We start from the raw sequence: 17,110 nt of genomic DNA, 5'->3' as shown, positions 1-17,110 counted from the left end.
CGTTCAGTCCTTTCCGCCGAGCTTGGCGACCCGGCCCACGGAACGCGTCGACCCCTTGCCGACATCAGCTCCCGCCGACATCGGCCGACCGGCGCTCACACCGGCGGAGAACTCCGATCCCGACGACGGCGCGGCAGGCGCGTAACGGCCCTTCGTACGCTGGTCCTGGAGATTGGACTTTCCGTGGACGACGCCGGGCGTGTTGTCTCCCCGACCGGAGCGACGCAAATCGGTATTGCGCGTGGCACGCGGCATTCACATCACTCCAAGCGCGGGAAAAAAGGTTCCGGAGAATCCGGACTGAGACTGCGAGTAGTCGATCCGTGAACCGGGGTAAAGCTCGTCCAGGCGGACGATGTCCGCGATTCCCGGCACATAGGAGCTGTACCCGAAACGCGGAGGTGTCCGGCCGATGTTCGGAATCGGCGGCGCGATATTCCGCACCGCGTCCGCCGGTAGGTCCGTCCACTGCGCCAGGTAATTGGTGACCTGCTGCTCCTGAAGCGACGACCACGGGCGGCGGGCGTATACGGAGTCCTGGGTGTACACCAGTCACCTCCACGCCGGGCGGAATCGCTGGAGCTGGGCGCGGCGCTGCTCGTCCACATTCGTGTAGGGGGGTGTGATCTCTTGGGTGTAGACCCGTGCGGCCGTCGCGAACCGGTCCTGAGAAAGAGCCGATGCCGATTTCCCGTCATTCACGAGCGGGGAGCCGATCATTGACCCCTGGGCGGTCCAGCGCTCACCGCGCGCCTCGAATTCCAGGCCGGTGGACGGGTTGAAATCGTCCGGCCAGTAGTAGTCCGCCGGATCGATCCGCTCCCCCTTATGCACGCCCCTTTGGTAGCTGCGCTGATTCTGCCGGGTGCCGACCCGGTTCATCAGTCTGTCCCCGCGCCGGGACTCAATCGTGCCGAGATAACCGTCCGGGTACTGCGCCGTCGGCACACGGCCGGTATCCATCATCCGTCGGGCGTCCAGGATGTCGCGGGCACCGGAGATCAGCATTCCGCCGGTCCCGCCGGTATAGGTCACCGACCCGCCGACCGGAATCTGGTAGGGCGGGTTGTAGCTGATATTCGCGGTGCTCACGAACGGCTCCATCCCTGCGTCTGGCGAATCTGCGGCTTCGGGGCCGCCCCGGTGGCGGACTGGCGGGTGCCGATCTTGTGGGCGGCGACGGCTGCGGCGTGGACGGTGGTGACCCCGAACTGGGGACCGAGGGTGGTGGCGCCCGCAGACGCGGGTGCTGGTGCTGGTGCGGTGGCGCTTCCCGCCAGCGGGGCCGACGGGGGTACCGGCGGGTGGGCAGGAACCGGCGGGGGCGAGCTGGGTGGCGCGGGGAACTGGGCGCCGTTAAGGGGCGGTGGGTTGGGGGGCGGCTGATTGAATTCGTCCAGATTCACGGAATTGCCCGGCGAGGGGGGAATCATGAGCGCTCCCAGTCGGCGCCCGCGCTCAGGATGTCCGGGCCCTTATCCGCGTCACCCTTACCGCCTCCGCCGAAAAGGGAGCCGAGGCCCTTGCCGAATTGCAGACCGGACAGCATGCGGCTGCCCCCGGCGGCACCTTCGGCCCCGGCCCCGGCGCCGCCCGCACCGGCCAGCGCGGCGGTACCGCCTTCGGCGGCCTCGGCGGCGACCGGAAGAAACATGGCCATGGGAGTCCCCTTCGCTCAGGCGCGTCCGGCTGCGGCACGGAATTCGCCGCTCGCTCCGGACACGGACGGGACGGTGTAAACGCTGCCACCGGTGGCCGGGTAGGGGTCGTAGCGGCGCATGACCTGCACCGCGCCGCAGGGGCCGCCCCGCTCGGCCAGGATGTTGCGGCGCAGCCCCTTGCCGCCTGCTGTGGGATTGCCGCTCTTGGACATCCCGCTGCGGGACACCGGCGTGCCGCCGTCGGTCGACGCGGCGGTGGCGTGGCGCATCTCGGTGCCCATGAGGGGGAAGGAGCTGGTGGTCGGGATGGCCGTGAGAGCCGATGTGACGCCCCGGTTCGGCGGGGTCCAGTGAGCCATGGTGTGCCTCCACTCGCGCGCAGGGGACTCCCCGCCGTATGAATCCCGAGTGAGTGCACGAATAAAATCCGGAGTCCTGAAAGGAGTCTAGGCCGACCGTGCAGCGGCCCGCTAATTTTCAGTCGCGGAACACGCTGATCGCGATACCGAGGATCTCGCCCTCCACGGCCTGACCGTGAAAGAAATTCGCGTCGAAATAGAGCCGGACGCCGTACCCGACGACAAATCCTTTGGCGATCGGGAGCGCTTTGACGGCTTGATTGATGGCACCGGCGCCCACAGCGCGCAGTACGACGGTCCGGCCGTCCATGACGGCGTGCGCGATGGCGGACCCCAGGTCATTGGACGGAGTAGAGGAGCGGACGCGGAAAACGCGCTCCTCAGCCGGTTGTGTGACCTGGGTGTCCACGAAACGCTCCTCGTTATCCGATATGACTCGGAGCGTACGCGCAGCGAAAAATTACCCGGTAAGAGAGGGCCAGCTAGGCTTTCTGTGCAAGATGCCCCAGATTCCCCACGCGCAGTCGTCGGGGTCTGTGACCGACCTGTATCCGCTGTGCCGGATGAACGGGCCCTCGACCCAGCCGTACGGGTCGCCGATACGCTGCACGGTGTCGAGCGCCCGCTGTTCCTCGTCGGCCGCCGGGCGTCCGGTTCCGCAGAGCCACCCCACTTCGTACAGCTCGTGCCAGCCCGGCATCACGGCGCCCCTCCTCCCCTCTCCCGGGCCGGAGAGAGGCGCCGCAGCACCTCTTGCTCGTACTCCAGGTCCGCGCCCCGGTCCACGGCGCGGGCGATACGCGCGATGGTGTAGGCGTCGGCCAGATCGTTGGACTGGAATTCGATGCCCCATTTTTTGTACACGGCGAGCAGCACATTGTCCTTAGGGGCGGTGCCTTTGCCGGTGGCGAATTTCTTGACGCTCATCGGCGGCACGATGAGCGCGGGCGGGCACACGTCCGACAGAGCCTGATGAACCGCGAGCCGTGTGACGCCGCCGAGTTCGCCAAGCGCCTCGCGGTTGAATTTCGCGCCGGGTGCGTACCCCTCGATCGCGATCCCTTTTACGCGGTAGTGCTGGGTCAGTGAGACAAGGAATCTGCTGAGGTTCCTGTAGATCAGCTCCAGACGGGCCGCGCCCTTTCCAGCGGTCGCGGCGGAGTAGTCCTCGCGGGCGTCCAGGGTGCCGAGCCCGCCGGGGATGGAATCGCTCTCCACGATGCCGACCCACGCGAATCCTGCGTAGGACGGGTCGATGCCCATCCACAGCGGTAGCTCGCCGTACCCGGCCATCAGGCACCGCCCCAGCGGCTGGCGCGGGCGGAGCGGTCGCTGCGGGCGATCCGCCGCGACAGTTCCCGCGACACGAGCTGGGCGCGGCGCTCGGCATTGCCAGTGACGGCGTCCAGTGCCCGCCGGTACGCGCTGATGGTGAGCAGGGCGTCCCCTTCGTCCTGGACGGCCGGGTCGGCGGCGGCGCGGGCCTTCTGGGCGGCTACGGTGCGCTCGGTGCTGGCGCGGACGGACGCGGCGGCCTGGGCGGCGGCGAGATCCTGCTCGGCGCTGCGCTCGCGGCTGGCGGCGTCGGCGAGTTGGGTGGCGGCGTAGCAGGCCCACTCGGTCAGCTCGGTGAAGAGGATCATGAGATCCGCCTCCGGCAGCTCCGTGACGTCGGCGGGCAGCGTGGGCATGCGTCCGGAGGCCGGGCGCTCTTCTGGCTCGAACCCCAGGGGGGCCAGGGCGTCCCAAGTCAGGGCGGCGATGCCGCTCATGACGCGGCCTGGTACGGCTTGCAGTCGCGGCAGCCGTCGGACGACACCGGGCAGTCCGGGATCTCGCGGGCGATCACGCAGTTCGCCATCTGCCGGATACTGCCGATGAGCGCGTCCGCTTTCGCTTCGTCGTACATGACGGTGAACGCCTTGGTTTCCTGGGTGGCTTTGAAATCGTAGAGGAATTCGCAGCGGTCGACGTCCAAGCCGACGTACTCGCGTGCCAGGTGCAGGTAGAGAATTCCCTGCTTGACGGCCGAGCCGAGCGGGCGACGCAAGTCTTTCCACATGCGTTCAAGATCGATCACGGTGCCGCGCGGTGTCTCGACTTCGTAGCGGGCGACGAATCCGGGGCTTTCGTAGCGCAGACTGCCGAGCCCCAGGGTCTTGATTTCGATCAGGCAGCCGTCTGCGGGCAGGTAGCCGTCGCACCGTCCGGAAAGCATCAGATCGGATGCGATCAGCCGGAGTTCGCGATACTTAAAACGCGACCCGTGGCAGCGCGGGCACTTCTCCGGGCCCCTGGCGTAGAACTGATTGCCGCATCCCTGACAGCCCCAGTCCCCTTCCAGGCGCCGCATCTCGGCCAGCCAGTCCTGCCACTTTTCGTGTGTCCGGTTGCCTTCCTCGAAAATGTTCTGCATACGGAATGACGTGCGCTCAGGTACGCGCCCGTTGACGATCCGCAGATAGGTGGCGCGCTGGCACCACTGGGCCTTGACGACCTCACTGGGGTAGATGACGTCGCTGCGGTGGCTGTTGGGCCGGGCCGCTTTGCTGAGGACGTGACGGCTGATGTCACCGAAGAGCGCGTTGCTCTCCTTGACGGAGTCTAGGTAGGCGGCGAGTCCCGGCGTGCGTTTCACGACGCTTTTTGACACGGCGTTTCCTCTTCCTGCTGTGTGGGCTGCCGGTGGGGATGCCATGTCCAGCGCTCGGGCATTCCCGGATACCGCAGACGGAGCTGTAGGCGGTCATAGGCCGTCATGCCGCCCCAGACGCCGTACGGCTCAGAATTGTGCATCGCGGCCCGCAGGCATTCGATGCGGCGCGGACAGACAACGCCGTCCCGCGTGCCGTTGCAGACGTCCATCGCCCGCAGCGGGGAGTCGAAGAACGGGTCGTGATCACGCACGGGCTGCGGGATTTCCCTGCATTTCGCGGGGCCCCGGTAGTGGTGCTCCGACCAGTCGGGGGCAGCGTGCGGCCGTAGCGTCATCACGCCTCCGGGTCCGGCAGCAGCGCGAGAAACGTGTGATAGGGCAGAACCGCCCATGACCGGCCCTGCATGTCGACCACGAACAGCACTTCCCGTCCATCGATCAACGCGTTGCGCTCGGCGGTACGCAAATCGTCCGCCTTGAGGCTGAATGACTTGGCCCCGGTGGTTTTGCATTCGACGGACCAGCCGGGCGCGATGACATCGTTTTTCGTGTGCCATTGGTTCCCGCTCCCAGGAGTTACGCGGCCCCCGAGATCGGCGGCCACGCGTCGTTCCTGGGAGCGGGAGTTTCTGATGCGCCTGTCCAAAGCGGCTACGACTTTCCGAAGGCCGTGCTCATGACGGCCGCCGCGATGTCGGCGCTCAGTTCGACGTCTTCGCGCAGGGATGCTGTGAATTTGTCGAGGGAGCGCCAGGAGCGGTCGCCGTATTTGATGTAGCCATTGCTGGCGGCCGAGACGATGTCGTGGAATACGGCGAGGGTGGCGAATTCAGCGCCCGTGTCGAAATCTCCGGCACGGTGGCCGTCGCGCAGCGTGTCGGCGAAGTAGAAGTTCACGCTGGCGAGCTGCTCGGGGCTCGTCGTCTTGTTCTTCAGCGTTCGGAACTTGATCTTCTGCCCGACGCGGGCGGTGCCTTTGGGAGGGCGCTTCTCATCGATCCACTCACCACGGCTCACTTCGAGCCTGGTGTAGTAAGCGTAATTCTTGGCGTTGCCACCGGGGGTGGTTTTGGGGGTGCCATGCGGGGAGAAGGCGCCGACCTTGTCCCGCCACTGGTTGATGACGATCGGGAGGAGAGGCTTGTCGTCACCTATCAGGCTGCGCTTGGTGGGCTTTCCGACTTTCCGGAAGAATTTCCCGGTGACGCGGGCACCGGCGCTGATGGTGTACTCGTCCATCTCTTTCTCGTCCTCGGCATCCGGCACGAGCGCCGGATAGGAGTCGAGGATGACCGCGTCGAATGCGCGCGACTCTGCGGCCTGGAGCATGACGCTGTAAGCGGCTTCCATTGCGTTGGTGTCCACGACCGCTACACGGTCGGTGTCGACCCCCAGCGTTTTCGCCCAGTCGTGGTCGTAGCCCTCGGCCGCGATCCACAGGGTGGAGAATTCCGGGTTCTCGCGCTGGTTTGCCGCGATGGTCTTGTGGACCAGCGTGGTTTTACCGGAAGACTCGGAACCGATGATCTCGCTCCACTGGTTGCCGGGCCAGCCGCCTCCGAGAATGAGGTCGAGGCCGAGGGAGCCGGAGGTGAATCGGGGAATCGGCGGCATGGCGGACGCGATAACAACGGTGCCGGGACCGTATTTCTTGTTGATGGTGGCCATGAGGGCCGCCGCATCGGCGTCGAGCATCGCTACTACCGCCGTCCACGAGCGTTACGAGTCCCACCACACTAAGAAGCAAAAAAATGACCTGCTATCCGCTGAAAGAGTGGTGCGAAAAGACGCTAGAGGGAGCCCACGATAATGTCGGGACGATATCCGGCTCCCGTAATCTGCCGGGCCGCACGTGACGGGCCCTTGGTGCCAATAGTGGGGGCGCCCTGCGTGGAATTGCGTGTGCGGCTACCGGTGGTGGCGCCACAGTCATAGCATCGCGGCCCCTGACGGGCGTCGATTTCGAAAGTGTTATCGCCGCTGCATTCCAGGCACCTGCTCTCCTTGCGTTGGTGCAGGGGCGTGGTGGTGGGAACGTACGGCGGCTCCGGCTGGTACTGCGGCACAGGAGGCCCGGCGGGTACCGATGCGTGCTGAGGGGCCCACCAGGCGCCGGACGCCGCCGCACGCGGGGGAGGCGCGGGAGCGGACGCCGCCCCGCTGTTGAGCTTGTCGGCCCAGAAACTCATCTCTCGTTTCCCCTCTCAGGCGACATTGATAAGACCGGCGGCGATCAGGTGTGTGACGACGAGATGCCCGGTGGCGCGGCACAGCGCCCGCATTTCCGAGGCATCCGCGTGGGTGCTCCCGTCGCTCTCGCTGGACCACATGGCGATGAAGACGTCGGCGACGGAATTCGCTTTCGCGCGCACCGCCGCATGCAGCGGCAGCGCCGCCTTCAATCGCATATGGCTCGCGTAGTGCTCCTTCTCGTCCACCTCCGGACCTGGAGGCACACATCCGAGCGCGCTGATAATGCTGCGGTACTCCGGGCACGGCACAATATCGCGGAGCATCTGCTGGGCGGTGGCGTCGAGCTGCATGGGCGGAACTCCTTCTCTCCGGTCGGTTCCAATGTAACGGGACGAAAATTCACTTCGCCTCCGACCACCGATTGACGATTTTCACGTCAGTCGTCAGCGGCACACTCAAGAGCTGCATTTCGGGGCCAGCCATGGCGTCGTACAGGACGGCCGCCCCCTCCTGTGCGATCTCCTGCGGGCATAGGACGGCGATTTCATCGTGGACGGTCAGCAGCATCTGCATGCCGTCCAGACGTGTTCTGTCGAAACGGGTCATCGCCAGCTTGGTGATGTCGGCGTTGGTTCCCTGAATGTGGGAATTGACGAGCTGCCTCTCCGCGCGCTTGCGCAGGCCCTCGGCGTGACTGCGCAGATCCGGCAGCCGCCGGTGGCGGCCGAGGAGCGTCTTGATATAGGGCACCGGCCTGCGGCGGCGGGCGGTGCGCAGCAGATCGTCCTTGTAGGCGTAGATTTCGGGGAAGGCCCGCTCGTGGACGCGCATGAAATGGGACGCCTTCGGGAGCGAGATGTGCGCCATGTCGGCCAGTTTCTGGGCACCTGCACCGTAGAGAATGGCGTAGGCCATTCCCTTCGCGATCTGCCGTGCGGCCCGGTCGACGTCCTCCGGGGCAATCCCGAAAATGGTCGAGGCCGTCGCCACGTGGGCGTCGAGGCCGTCCCAGAAGCCCTGCCAGAGAGCGCCCTCCTTCGCGAAATGCGCGAGGATGCGCAGCTCGATCTGCGCGTAGTCCGCGACGAGCAGAGCGAAACCGGGAGGAGGTTCGATGATGTCGCGGATGGCTTTGCCGATGTCACTGTCGGACCTCGGCCAGTTCTGGATATTGGGGTCGTAGCTGCTGAAACGGCCGGTGACAGTTCCGTACTGGGCGAACGTGGGATAGATCCTGCCGTTGTAAATCCGGGAGGCTTTTCCGCTCTCCTCGTTTCCGAGGTATCCCTCCACGTAGGTGGAGAGGATCTTGGACAGCTCCTGGTATTCCAGCAGACGGTCAACGACGGCGTTCTTGCCCTGGTACGTCGACAGTGCCTGCGCGTCCGTGCTGGCTGCACCGGTCTTGGTCGTCTTTTTCGGTTTGAGGCCCTGTCCGGCAGGGCGCGGCCCGTAGAGCACCTGCTGCCGCTGCGGGTTGCTGGCCAGATTGAAAACGCGTCCGGCGGCGCGGTAGACCTCGGCCTCAGCGCCGACGATGCGTGTGCGCAGGTCGTCGCGGAGGCGCTCCAGGGCGGCGACGTCGACCGGGGCGCCTGCGGCCCGCATGGGCAACAGGGCCTCCAGGACGTCCATCTCCAGGCTCCAGACCCCGTCCAGCCCTGCGGCGGTGATCTGCGGTCGCAGATGGGTGTACAGCAGCCATGTCGTCCAGGCGTCCATCCACGCGTAGTCGGCCACCGTCCCGAAAGGGTGTGCCTCGACGCGTTTGCCGACGCCCTCCTGGTCGTAGCGCAGGCCGTACCGGGCCTCCACCAGCGGTTTGAGGCCGAGGGCCGGGCGGTTTTCGTCAATCAGCCACGCCGCGACGATGCTGTCCCCGTACGGCGGCGGGGGGATCTGGCCGAAATACTTGGCGACGGATACCAAGTCGAAAACGGCGTTGTGCGCGATCTTCGTGCGTCCCGAGAAAAAAAGGGGCTGGAGTTCCTGGAAAACCTCGGCCGGGGTGAGCTGATCCGGGGGCGGGGAGAACACAGCGGGGACAGGAATGAACTTTCCCGTAGCGCGGTCTTTGCGTCGGGTCGCTTTGCTGATCGTCTGGTACCCGTTGGGGTGGCCCATGGGAATAACAGTGGTGCCGCCCCGTGACGCCAGAGAGATCCAGGTGACGCGGTTGAGTGCGGGAACACCCCGGTGCTCACCCGACGTTTCGACGTCGAAAGCGAATTCCTCGCGGTCTCCGATGAAAGCGATGGCCTCTTTGAGCTGACGGCGCGTCGTCACCACTTTGGGAATGGGCATGGCAGCACCCCGTGATCAAATGTGGGAGTGCGCCTTCCGGAATCTCCGGCTCGGGAGGCGCACTCTTATGCCGTCAGGTGAGGGATACGGCAGTCGGCCGGGAATAGAACGTCTCCAACGCGCTGGCGGGGACGCGCAGGAGGCGTCCGACGCGGACCGCTTCGAGTTCGCCGGTGTCGATCAGCCGGTACACCGTCATGCGGGACACCCGGAGCATCTGAGCGACCTCGACGGGCGTGTAGAACGCGGGCGGTGCGGGCATGTCAGGCGCCGTCCACGATGAAGGACGCGATCTTTTCCAGCTCCTCCTCCGGCAGTGCGGACTTGATCTCGTCGGTGTACCGGTCGGCCAGGAAACGGGCGATCTCGGTGTCCGTGAGCGGGGTGATGCCGAATTCTTCCTGGAGATCGCGTGCGCGGATGCGTTCCAGGGTGTATTCGACGTTCTTGGCTGTCTTCGCCTTCTTCACGATGGAGAAGTACAGGTCGGGCCGGTCAAGCGGTCCTCGCTTGTCGTCGGTCGCGATGTCCTTGAGTTGGCGGGCAATCTTCACTCCGCATTCCCAGATGCGCAGCACCGGGTCCTGGGGGTCTTCGAGCGTGATGACGTTGAAGCAGGCGGAGAATTTCCGGGCCTTGTCCCCGATGGCACACAAAGGGCAGTTGGCCTGACCAGGGCACCGGAAGGACTTCGTGCCTTCCTCAATTTCATCAATCCAGTGGCACACGTAGACATCCACGGGCTCGGAATCGAGGATTTTGACGACCTGGGGCTCCTCGGTGACCTTGAGGAAATTCGCAAAGTCGCTCATCTCCTCGGCGACCTTGTCGAATCCGTCCCACCCGGCGGTGGCGCTGGTGGCGACGGTGGCGGCCCGTACCCGGTCCACGGCGGCGGCCCGCTCGCCCTCGGGGGCGCGGGCGTCGGCGGCGAGGCGTCCGAGGGCACGGGTGCGTTCCGTGGGTGCCGGTGCGGCGGGCTTGGCGGTCGAGGTGGGCAGGGAGCGGCGGCGGCCGAACTGGTGCTCAGGCATCGTGGGTCCAATCAGCGATGGGCGGAGGGAGTACCGACCGGGTGCGCTGGAAAAGTTCTGCGCAGCGGGCCGGGAATTGTGTGTTTCCGATGAATCGCTGGTGACCGGTCAGAATGCCTTCGTCTACCGCGATTTCGATGACTCCGGTGATCTGCTGCCGTGTGTAGAGTCGGCGGCGACCGTTCTTGGAACTACCGTTCAGGATGAAGGTGGCGCGCGGGAAATGTCCGCGAGCCTCCCATTTGTAGATCGTTTTCGTGGAGCGGCAGATGGCGAGAGCGAGATGTCCGATCCCGTAGAACTCGCGGCGGGCGCCCTGGAGATACTGGTACGTGGGGTGGGCGTCCCAGCCGTTGACGTCGCCGGGCTCAGGCGTCCGCGCCGCCGGAGGACCGACCGGCCGGGTGGTGCCGGGGTAGACGTCCGCGCGCAGGGGCGGGAGGCGCTCATCCATTGCTCCCCCCGGACAGGGACACGACCAGTTCGGTTCGCTCCTGGGCGCTCAGCTCGCGTGCCTCCCAGATGATGGTCTGGATTCGCGCCACGGAATGCGCGTTGGCGACCTGGACGGTGAAGTCGCCGATACGGCAGTGCAGAGCGGATGTCATGCGCCACCCGGCGGCAACGGGAAGCACCCGCTGGTGCCTGCGGAATCGCCACAATGATTTCTGAGTGACGCCGGATTCCTGGCACAGTTCGGCGACCGACAGGCGCTTACGGGACAGCAGCCGGGCGAAGGAGTCCTCGTGGATGAGGCGGTTCGAATAGCGCGGGACGATGGCGGTAATGTCGACCCCGTCCACGAGGAGACGCGTCACGAAACGCCCTTGAAGGCGAATGTCTCCCGAGGCTGGAAGATCTCGTCCAGTTCTTCCTGGCCGAGACGCCCTTCCTGGTGCAGGACGTACAACTCCTCGGGATCGAGGACACGCACCGGCGGGAAAGCGCGGTCGTAGCAGCCGTGAGCGCGGGTGATACGTTCGGCCGCATCGTCGTCCGCGATCACGGTGACGCGACGCTCCCGTTTGATGCGGCTGTACGTCGTATCGCCGACGGTGAGGGGAAACGGGAGATCGATGAACTGATTCCCCTTGTGATCGCGGACACCGCGCGCCTCGACATCACGGTTGATGCTGTCGCGCAGCAGATTCATGCGTTTGGACACATCCGCGTACTGGGCGCGGAGAATAGCCCATTCTCGGAATCTCGGCACCACCGGGTCCACCGGCACATGGCTCGGGGCCGACTGATCGGGTTCAGACATTGCACACCCTCCTCCGGCATTTACGGAGTTGCTGCGATGGATGGGTGACGCCAACGCTAAGCGGGCGAAAAATGCCTGTCTGTAGGCCGACCGGTGGGTGCGGGCGCGGTTTATTGCGGGGAAAAGTTCTTTTCCAGATGCGCGGTGAGGCTGTCCACGGTGTTCGGAACGACCGTGTTCCCCGTACCGTCGAGGATCGCGTCCGCCACGCGGGAGCGGAGCTGGAGAGTCGCCAGGTTGCGCTCCTCTACGGTGTCCTCCGCGATCAGGTTCACGATGAAGACGCAACTATGTGTTGACGACGCGCGCACATGCCGGGAGTTCCGCTGTGCCAAGATGCCACCGGAATACGGCAGGTCGTAATTGATGAGGTACTGGGCCTCGGGCAGATCCAGGCCGACGCCGCCCGCGTTGGTCGACAGGAACACGTGGCATTCCGGGTCGCTGGAGAATCTCTCCTTTACGGCCGCCTTCTGGTCCGCGTTGAGGCCGCCGTGGTACTGGGCGATGGCGCCGTGCCGGTCGAGGCGCTCGGTGAGGTAGGGCAGCATGCGGCGGAAATCGGTGAAAACGGCGATTTTCGCACTCGGATCGTCTTCGAGAATGGCATCGACGTTGCGGCCCAGTTCGTGCAGTTTCGGTGTGGCCTGGAGATCAGCCGCGTCCTGGTACGTGCCGAGGAAATCCGCGATGTACTGAGATCCCCGGCCGTTGCCCTGGTGAAATTCGACCGCGCTGTCCATGAGCAGGCCGGGGTGGTCCAGGAGCATTCTGGCCGCGAGGAGCCTGGCCATGACGCGGCCCTGCGCCGTGTACTCGCCGCCGGTGTCGTCACCGTGGTAGTACGCGGCCAGGTCGAAATTGCTCCCGGCCTCGGACAGGTCCGCCAACGCGTCGAGCAGATCCTTCTGGATTCTCCGGTAGACCGTGCGGGTGGCGGCGTCGAGCCGGACCGTGCGGGTGGTCTCGGCGACGGTGGGGAGATAGGGGGCGACGTCGGGGTCGGTACGCGATTTGCGGATCATGCGTGCGCGGAGTCGGTCGTGCAGAAGGTGCAAATTCTTGTAGCGCACCACGACGCCCCAGTCATTTCGAACGATGAAGGACTTCTCGAAGGTGTCCCACCGGCCGAGGACGGTATGGTCGACCCACTCCATGATGGAGAAAACGTCCTCCGGCCTGTTCTCTACGGGGGTTCCGGTAAGTGCGACGCGTACCGGGGGAGTGAGTTTCTTGACCCGCTGGGAGGTCTGCGAGGAGAAATTCTTGATCGCTGCGGCCTCGTCAAGAACCAGGGCGTCCGCCGGTACCTGGCACAGGTCACGCCAGTCGTGGAGGATCGCGGAGTACGAGGCGATGACGTAGTCCGCCTGCCCGGTCTGGGCCAGACGCCACTGCTCCCGACGCTTTTCCTTTTTCCCATTGATCACGACGCACACGGATTCATCCGGGACGGTGATCTCGGTACCCCGGATTTTCAGGGTGCGCGTCGGGGTGTCGGTGAATGCCGCGATGGCCTTGGCCCATTGCCATTTGACGGTCGCCGGGACGAGGATGACGCCGCAGGAGATGTCGCCCTTGCCGAAAAGTTCTTCCAGCGCGGCAATCGTGAGAACGGTTTTTCCGGTGCCCATGGAGTAGGCGACCAGCAGAGCGCGGTCGGCGATGACCGTCTCGACGGCCTCGACCTGATACGGGTGGAGTTGGCCAGTGAACACGGGTCACCTTTTCCTTGACGGCAGATGGGCCGTCTCCATCGCGCGCCTGACGTCCGTATCGCGCATATCGCCGGGGTCTTTTCCGGCGGCGGAGCCGTAGTTGAAAAACAGCATGGGAATACCGCGTGGCCGCCAGCGGGTGTAGACGTCGTCACGGCCCTTGATGCCAGCAATGTCGTTGTCCAGCGCAACAATGAGCCCGCTTGAGTTCCTTTTGATAATGCGCATCTGCGCGTCGGAGACGAAAGCCCCGTAGGAGGAAACAGCGGTTACGGGTATCCCGAGGCTGCGGATGAGTACGGCGTCCAGGGGCGATTCCACGAGTGCGGCGGGACCGCCGTCCAGGAGGTGGGCGCCAAAGAGCGTCTGAGATTTCTTCACGCCGGTGGGGCGGTTGCGGAAAACATGCCTCCCCTTCTCCTGCCACCCCATGAGCCGCCCTGAGACACAGCGGATGGGGATGATCCACCGGCGATGTGCCGCGTCCCACAGAACGCCGTAGTCCGCGCAGGCGGCGGCGGTCAGCCGCCGGTCGGCCAGCGCCTCGGCCGGGGGAGGCACGTACAGCGCCAACACCGCCTCGGTAAGGGCTGGCTGGGGCTCGACCGCCCTTGTAGGCCGGTCCTCGCGCACACGGCGCGTCCCGGTGCGCAACACCCAGCGGGCGGCCTGGACACGGTCCACGCCCAGGGCGTCGGCCACCAGCTCTACGAAAGGGCCGCTGTAGCCGCAGGAGAAACAGATGAAAGCGCCGGTCTCGTCATTTACCCAACAGCTCGGCCGCCGGTCCCGTTTGCCGGTGCGCTGCTCGTGCTGGGGACAGCGCACCAGGTGCTCGTCAGCTTCCACGCCGGTGGTCGTGCGGATGACGGTGACGCCAAGGTCGGCCAGGGCGCCGGGGAGGTTGCTGGGGACCGGGTTGGAGTGGGCCTCCACCAGGTCCCATCCGCTAATACGGGAGGTCCGCGTCCGGGCCATACCGCTCCTCCTCGAATCCCGGCGGCTCCCAGTGAATGGAGATCACGGTTTCCTGCGGCGGACAATTGCGGCTGGCGAGGATTTTGAGAATGTAGTGGAATTCCTCCTCGGTCGCCTCGGTGCCGATCACGACGTCCGCGTCCTGCACCCAGGCGCTGGTGTAGCCAAGCGAGTTGGCGGTCAGGCCCCGTGCGCCGACCTTGTGGGGCAGGGACTGGGTGGTGACGATGACCGGTAGTTCGTTGCGGAGGGCGAGTTGTTTCAGGCCACGGCTGACGTTGGTCAATGCCAGTGGGGTGCCGGTCTCTCGGGAAAGTTCGTCCTGGAGGAAATAGGCGCCGTCCACGAAAAGTGCGCCGGGCTGGAGCACGTCGATTTTTGCCTGGAGTCCCGACAGCGTCATGACGGCGCCACGGTCCTCGGTGATGACCAGGGGGTGCGTGGGTTCGGGCCGCAGGAGGGCCTGTTCGAGTTTCCGCCACTCGGCCTCCGAAATCTGCCCGGTCTGGAGGGATTTGGGATTGATTCCGGCGACGAATCCGTCCAGGCGCCTGCTGATTTCTGGTTCGGGCATTTCGAAACTCACGACCAGAGGTGCGCGGCCGTGGTCGTGCACCGCGCGGACCATGCGGAGCATAATTGTCGTTTTGCACGATTTCGCGAGGCCCGTCAGCACGATCATCTGCTGCGGCTGGATTCCAAGAGTTGCCTCGTCCAGGCATTCGAAACCGGTGGGGATGCCCAAAAGTTGGCTCTCGTTGTCCCGCGCATTGCGGTAGCGCTCCAGCCGGTCTGGGGCTGTCGCGGCGTGGTCAACATCGCGGCTGCTGGTCTGGGTGACCGCGACCCGTTGGAGCGTGATTTGCAGCAGCGACATGGCGCCGTCGACGTCGTCTTTTTCCAGTGCCGTGGCGACCGCGTCCACACCCATGTCGAGCAGGGTTCGACGGGCGGCGCGGTGCAGCTCGGCGATGAGGTATTCCGCCGACCCGGAGAATTCGTCAGTGAGCGGGTAGCCGGGATGGCTGCGGAGCACGACGTCCGGAGTGGGCACCTCGCCGTAGGCGTCCCTGTGTCGCAGGACCGTTTCGTAAACGGAGCGGTTGTCGGGGTCCTGGAAATGTTCGGTGGTGATTCCTGCGGACGTAACCTCCACCAGGTCGCCCGTCAGTGTGACGTAGGAGATCAGCTCCTCCTCGATGGTGCTCACAGGAATTTCTCCATGGCTGCCGCGTGCTCGGGCGGGATTATGCGGCCCTTGGGCCCGTACATCAGCGCCCGGTCGGGGTCGGCGTCGAAAACCATCGCCGCGTCGCGGCGCATCGCAATGGTGCGGGCCATTCCGGTTTCGGTGACGTGGAGGGTCCGCAGATGCGGCACGCCGTGTTCGTCAAGATGCTGCTGTATGGCGGGCATCATTTCGGGCGGCAGATAGGTGATCAGGCAGACGGGCCGCGAAGCCATCCACAGATTCCACAGCGCCATCAGCGCGGCCTCGTTGTAGGCCAGCAGATCCAGGGCCGCGCGGTAGCGGTGCATGCGGATTCGCCGGGCGAAACGATTCTGCGTGAATTTCGGTCCCGCTACTGCCACGAGGCCCTCGTACACCACGAATGCCTGCGGCTCGGGCTCGCTCGCGGCGAGATCGCCTTTTTCCATCACACGGCCCTCAGAACCGGTCCGTCGAAGACCACGATCCGGCACGCCTGGGTGATGAAGGACCGCAACGGGCTGGAGTAACGCGACGTCCATCGGGCGGAGGAGAGGTTGGAGGTGACGATGGTGGGTTTTCCGGCGTCGTACCGTCCGCGCAGCGTGGATTCCAGCAGCTCGACGCCGAAACCGGTGTCGGTCACACGCTCCTGGCCTACATCGTCCAGGACGGCGAGAAACGCCTCCTGAACGCGTTGGACGGCACGCATCGCGGCGGACACCTCCTCAGGATTGGCGTCCCGCAGGAGTCGGCTGTGCAGGTCTCTGGCGCGGTCTACGTGGTCGGCCCACCGGGTGAAATACACGCTCTTCCCGCTGCGCCGGACCTCGCACGCGGCTGCGGCGGCGGCCGTCGTCTTTCCCGTGCCGGGCATACCGGTCAGAAGCAGCCCGCGTCCGAACTCCCCGGGAAAGACGGGGATGTGCGCCTGGTCGACGCGCTGCTGCGCGGCCAGTCCGTGGAGCCAGGACGCGACGGCGTCCAGGGCGTCGGGGGCGCGGTCGTCCTCGCGCAGTACGTCCAGGACCAGTCCGTGGGTGCGGCGGGGCAGCCCGGTGCCGATCCACAGGAACCCGGTCTGAGCCGTGTCATCGGTCACGGTGTCCGCCAGCCGTCGGCGAACGCGGTGTCGGCTGTCTCGGCGGCCGGACCTGCCCAGGGCTGGTAGTCGTGGCTTGTGAGGACCGCGCCGGACTGGTCGAGCTGGCGCAGGAGCGCCCACCGGCGCCCTTTGAAATCGAGCCAGTAAGGGCCGCGCGGTTCCCGGTCGCCGAGCCGGTCGAAATACAAGTCCATCAAGGCGCGGATCTGGTCGGCATCCATGCCGTGCTCGCGCATTTCACGGCACATCGCGGCGAGGCCGGTTTGTGAATTCATCTGCATGCCGTGCGTCCAACTGGGCGCGGGGCAGAGGTGGTTGAAATACTGGGCCAGGCCCATGTTCGAGTCGGGGCCGGGGGCCCTTCGGGGTGCCCTGCGTCGGCGGACGGCGGGTGTCGACTCGTCCGCAAGCGGTTCGGCTGCCGTGTGGAGGGCTGCGAAGATCTCGGCATTGGCCGGATCGCGGCTGGCGTCCTCATCCACGGGGAGAGATCGCTTTTTCACATTCACCCCTATTTCTCGGGCCGCGCCCCGTCAGGGGCGCCGCCGAGTACAGATACGAAGTATCTGTACGAGTTAGTCGCTAGCGCAGGCGTGTGCGGTTCGTACTGCGTGTACTCGATACGCCA

The 17,110-nt window shown here is 65.6% G+C and carries 24 protein-coding genes; all 24 read right to left on the bottom strand.

All coding sequences use genetic code 11. The features are described 5' to 3' along the window. Positions 1–255 precede the first annotated feature (255 nt). Positions 256–549, bottom strand: a complete 294-nt coding sequence (locus tag BGM09_RS00815) for a hypothetical protein (protein ID WP_188279364.1) — start codon at positions 547–549, stop codon at positions 256–258. A 3-nt stretch (positions 550–552) separates the two neighbouring features. Continuing rightward, positions 553–1,092, bottom strand: a complete 540-nt coding sequence (locus tag BGM09_RS00810) for a hypothetical protein (RefSeq protein ID WP_188279363.1) — start codon at positions 1,090–1,092, stop codon at positions 553–555. Positions 1,093–1,429: 337 nt separating this feature from the next. Next, positions 1,430–1,660, bottom strand: a complete 231-nt coding sequence (locus BGM09_RS00805) for a hypothetical protein (protein ID WP_188279362.1) — start codon at positions 1,658–1,660, stop codon at positions 1,430–1,432. A 15-nt stretch (positions 1,661–1,675) separates the two neighbouring features. Continuing rightward, positions 1,676–2,020, bottom strand: coding sequence for a hypothetical protein (locus BGM09_RS00800; protein WP_188279361.1), 345 nt, complete (start codon positions 2,018–2,020; stop codon positions 1,676–1,678). Between the two features lie 118 nt (positions 2,021–2,138). Next, on the bottom strand, positions 2,139–2,429 hold the full coding sequence (locus BGM09_RS00795) for a stage V sporulation protein S (protein WP_188279360.1): 291 nt from the start codon (positions 2,427–2,429) through the stop codon (positions 2,139–2,141). Positions 2,430–2,719: 290 nt separating this feature from the next. Then, positions 2,720–3,313 carry a hypothetical protein gene (locus BGM09_RS00790; protein ID WP_188279359.1) on the bottom strand — a complete coding sequence of 198 codons (594 nt, stop codon included), beginning with the start codon at positions 3,311–3,313 and terminating at the stop codon, positions 2,720–2,722. Further along, positions 3,313–3,792 (bottom strand): hypothetical protein, encoded by a 480-nt coding sequence (locus BGM09_RS00785; RefSeq protein ID WP_188279358.1) that lies wholly within the window; start codon positions 3,790–3,792, stop codon positions 3,313–3,315. The genes BGM09_RS00790 and BGM09_RS00785 overlap by 1 nt, the downstream gene beginning before the upstream one ends. Next, the gene (locus BGM09_RS00780; RefSeq protein WP_188279357.1) at positions 3,789–4,673 is read right to left on the bottom strand and encodes a hypothetical protein; all 885 of its coding nucleotides are present in this window, start codon (positions 4,671–4,673) and stop codon (positions 3,789–3,791) included. Before BGM09_RS00780 ends, BGM09_RS00785 begins: the two co-directional genes overlap by 4 nt. Beyond that, a complete protein-coding gene (locus tag BGM09_RS00775; protein ID WP_188279356.1) occupies positions 4,655–4,927 on the bottom strand; it encodes a WhiB family transcriptional regulator in 273 nt (90 codons plus the stop codon). Before BGM09_RS00775 ends, BGM09_RS00780 begins: the two co-directional genes overlap by 19 nt. Positions 4,928–5,010: 83 nt before the next feature. After that, positions 5,011–5,280 carry a hypothetical protein gene (locus BGM09_RS00770; RefSeq protein WP_188279355.1) on the bottom strand — a complete coding sequence of 90 codons (270 nt, stop codon included), beginning with the start codon at positions 5,278–5,280 and terminating at the stop codon, positions 5,011–5,013. 47 nt (positions 5,281–5,327) lie between these two features. Next, positions 5,328–6,371, bottom strand: a complete 1,044-nt coding sequence (locus BGM09_RS00765; protein ID WP_188279354.1) for a hypothetical protein — start codon at positions 6,369–6,371, stop codon at positions 5,328–5,330. Between the two features lie 509 nt (positions 6,372–6,880). Beyond that, the gene (locus BGM09_RS00760) at positions 6,881–7,219 is read right to left on the bottom strand and encodes a hypothetical protein (RefSeq protein WP_188279353.1); all 339 of its coding nucleotides are present in this window, start codon (positions 7,217–7,219) and stop codon (positions 6,881–6,883) included. A 49-nt stretch (positions 7,220–7,268) separates the two neighbouring features. Further along, on the bottom strand, positions 7,269–9,173 hold the full coding sequence (locus BGM09_RS00755) for a DNA polymerase (RefSeq protein WP_188279352.1): 1,905 nt from the start codon (positions 9,171–9,173) through the stop codon (positions 7,269–7,271). Between the two features lie 73 nt (positions 9,174–9,246). After that, a complete protein-coding gene (locus BGM09_RS00750; protein ID WP_188279351.1) occupies positions 9,247–9,435 on the bottom strand; it encodes a helix-turn-helix domain-containing protein in 189 nt (62 codons plus the stop codon). Position 9,436: 1 nt separating this feature from the next. After that, positions 9,437–10,207, bottom strand: coding sequence for a hypothetical protein (locus BGM09_RS00745; protein WP_188279350.1), 771 nt, complete (start codon positions 10,205–10,207; stop codon positions 9,437–9,439). After that, the gene (locus tag BGM09_RS00740; RefSeq protein WP_188279349.1) at positions 10,200–10,661 is read right to left on the bottom strand and encodes a hypothetical protein; all 462 of its coding nucleotides are present in this window, start codon (positions 10,659–10,661) and stop codon (positions 10,200–10,202) included. Before BGM09_RS00740 ends, BGM09_RS00745 begins: the two co-directional genes overlap by 8 nt. Further along, the gene (locus tag BGM09_RS00735; protein ID WP_188279348.1) at positions 10,654–11,025 is read right to left on the bottom strand and encodes a hypothetical protein; all 372 of its coding nucleotides are present in this window, start codon (positions 11,023–11,025) and stop codon (positions 10,654–10,656) included. The genes BGM09_RS00740 and BGM09_RS00735 overlap by 8 nt, the downstream gene beginning before the upstream one ends. Continuing rightward, positions 11,022–11,471 (bottom strand): hypothetical protein, encoded by a 450-nt coding sequence (locus tag BGM09_RS00730; protein WP_188279347.1) that lies wholly within the window; start codon positions 11,469–11,471, stop codon positions 11,022–11,024. Before BGM09_RS00730 ends, BGM09_RS00735 begins: the two co-directional genes overlap by 4 nt. Before the next feature lie 110 nt (positions 11,472–11,581). Next, positions 11,582–13,189 carry a DEAD/DEAH box helicase gene (locus BGM09_RS38710; RefSeq protein ID WP_188279346.1) on the bottom strand — a complete coding sequence of 536 codons (1,608 nt, stop codon included), beginning with the start codon at positions 13,187–13,189 and terminating at the stop codon, positions 11,582–11,584. Positions 13,190–13,192: 3 nt separating this feature from the next. Beyond that, positions 13,193–14,167: a toprim domain-containing protein gene (locus BGM09_RS00720; protein WP_188279345.1), complete on the bottom strand. Its 975-nt coding sequence runs from the start codon at positions 14,165–14,167 to the stop codon at positions 13,193–13,195. Further along, positions 14,139–15,377 (bottom strand): DnaB-like helicase C-terminal domain-containing protein, encoded by a 1,239-nt coding sequence (locus BGM09_RS00715; protein ID WP_188279344.1) that lies wholly within the window; start codon positions 15,375–15,377, stop codon positions 14,139–14,141. The genes BGM09_RS00720 and BGM09_RS00715 overlap by 29 nt, the downstream gene beginning before the upstream one ends. Further along, the gene (locus BGM09_RS00710; RefSeq protein WP_188279343.1) at positions 15,374–15,826 is read right to left on the bottom strand and encodes a hypothetical protein; all 453 of its coding nucleotides are present in this window, start codon (positions 15,824–15,826) and stop codon (positions 15,374–15,376) included. Before BGM09_RS00710 ends, BGM09_RS00715 begins: the two co-directional genes overlap by 4 nt. Continuing rightward, positions 15,826–16,479 carry an ATP-binding protein gene (locus tag BGM09_RS00705; RefSeq protein WP_188279342.1) on the bottom strand — a complete coding sequence of 218 codons (654 nt, stop codon included), beginning with the start codon at positions 16,477–16,479 and terminating at the stop codon, positions 15,826–15,828. Before BGM09_RS00705 ends, BGM09_RS00710 begins: the two co-directional genes overlap by 1 nt. After that, complete coding sequence (locus BGM09_RS00700) at positions 16,476–16,964, bottom strand: hypothetical protein (protein WP_188279341.1); 489 nt, start codon at positions 16,962–16,964, stop codon at positions 16,476–16,478. Before BGM09_RS00700 ends, BGM09_RS00705 begins: the two co-directional genes overlap by 4 nt. Positions 16,965–17,110: the final 146 nt, after the last annotated feature.

Source organism: Streptomyces sp. CBMA29 (genome assembly GCF_014596445.1).
In the GTDB taxonomy this organism is placed as follows: Bacteria; Actinomycetota; Actinomycetes; order Streptomycetales; family Streptomycetaceae; genus Actinacidiphila.
The sequence above is the reverse complement of the archived record's forward strand: the minus strand, read 5'-3'. Positions and strand labels throughout refer to the sequence as shown.

Excerpts from the sequence above, each read along its gene's own strand:
- BGM09_RS00805 (WP_188279362.1), bottom strand. The coding sequence starts at position 1,660 with ATGGCCATGTTTCTTCCGGTCGCCGCCGAGGCCGCCGAAGGCGGTACC.
- BGM09_RS00800 (WP_188279361.1), bottom strand. The coding sequence starts at position 2,020 with ATGGCTCACTGGACCCCGCCGAACCGGGGCGTCACATCGGCTCTCACG.
- BGM09_RS00790 (WP_188279359.1), bottom strand. The coding sequence starts at position 3,313 with ATGGCCGGGTACGGCGAGCTACCGCTGTGGATGGGCATCGACCCGTCC.
- BGM09_RS00785 (WP_188279358.1), bottom strand. The coding sequence starts at position 3,792 with ATGAGCGGCATCGCCGCCCTGACTTGGGACGCCCTGGCCCCCCTGGGG.
- BGM09_RS00765 (WP_188279354.1), bottom strand. The coding sequence starts at position 6,371 with ATGCTCGACGCCGATGCGGCGGCCCTCATGGCCACCATCAACAAGAAA.
- BGM09_RS00760 (WP_188279353.1), bottom strand. The coding sequence starts at position 7,219 with ATGCAGCTCGACGCCACCGCCCAGCAGATGCTCCGCGATATTGTGCCG.
- BGM09_RS00755 (WP_188279352.1), bottom strand. The coding sequence starts at position 9,173 with ATGCCCATTCCCAAAGTGGTGACGACGCGCCGTCAGCTCAAAGAGGCC.
- BGM09_RS00750 (WP_188279351.1), bottom strand. The coding sequence starts at position 9,435 with ATGCCCGCACCGCCCGCGTTCTACACGCCCGTCGAGGTCGCTCAGATG.
- BGM09_RS00745 (WP_188279350.1), bottom strand. The coding sequence starts at position 10,207 with ATGCCTGAGCACCAGTTCGGCCGCCGCCGCTCCCTGCCCACCTCGACC.
- BGM09_RS00740 (WP_188279349.1), bottom strand. The coding sequence starts at position 10,661 with ATGGATGAGCGCCTCCCGCCCCTGCGCGCGGACGTCTACCCCGGCACC.
- BGM09_RS00730 (WP_188279347.1), bottom strand. The coding sequence starts at position 11,471 with ATGTCTGAACCCGATCAGTCGGCCCCGAGCCATGTGCCGGTGGACCCG.
- BGM09_RS00720 (WP_188279345.1), bottom strand. The coding sequence starts at position 14,167 with ATGGCCCGGACGCGGACCTCCCGTATTAGCGGATGGGACCTGGTGGAG.
- BGM09_RS00710 (WP_188279343.1), bottom strand. The coding sequence starts at position 15,826 with ATGGAAAAAGGCGATCTCGCCGCGAGCGAGCCCGAGCCGCAGGCATTC.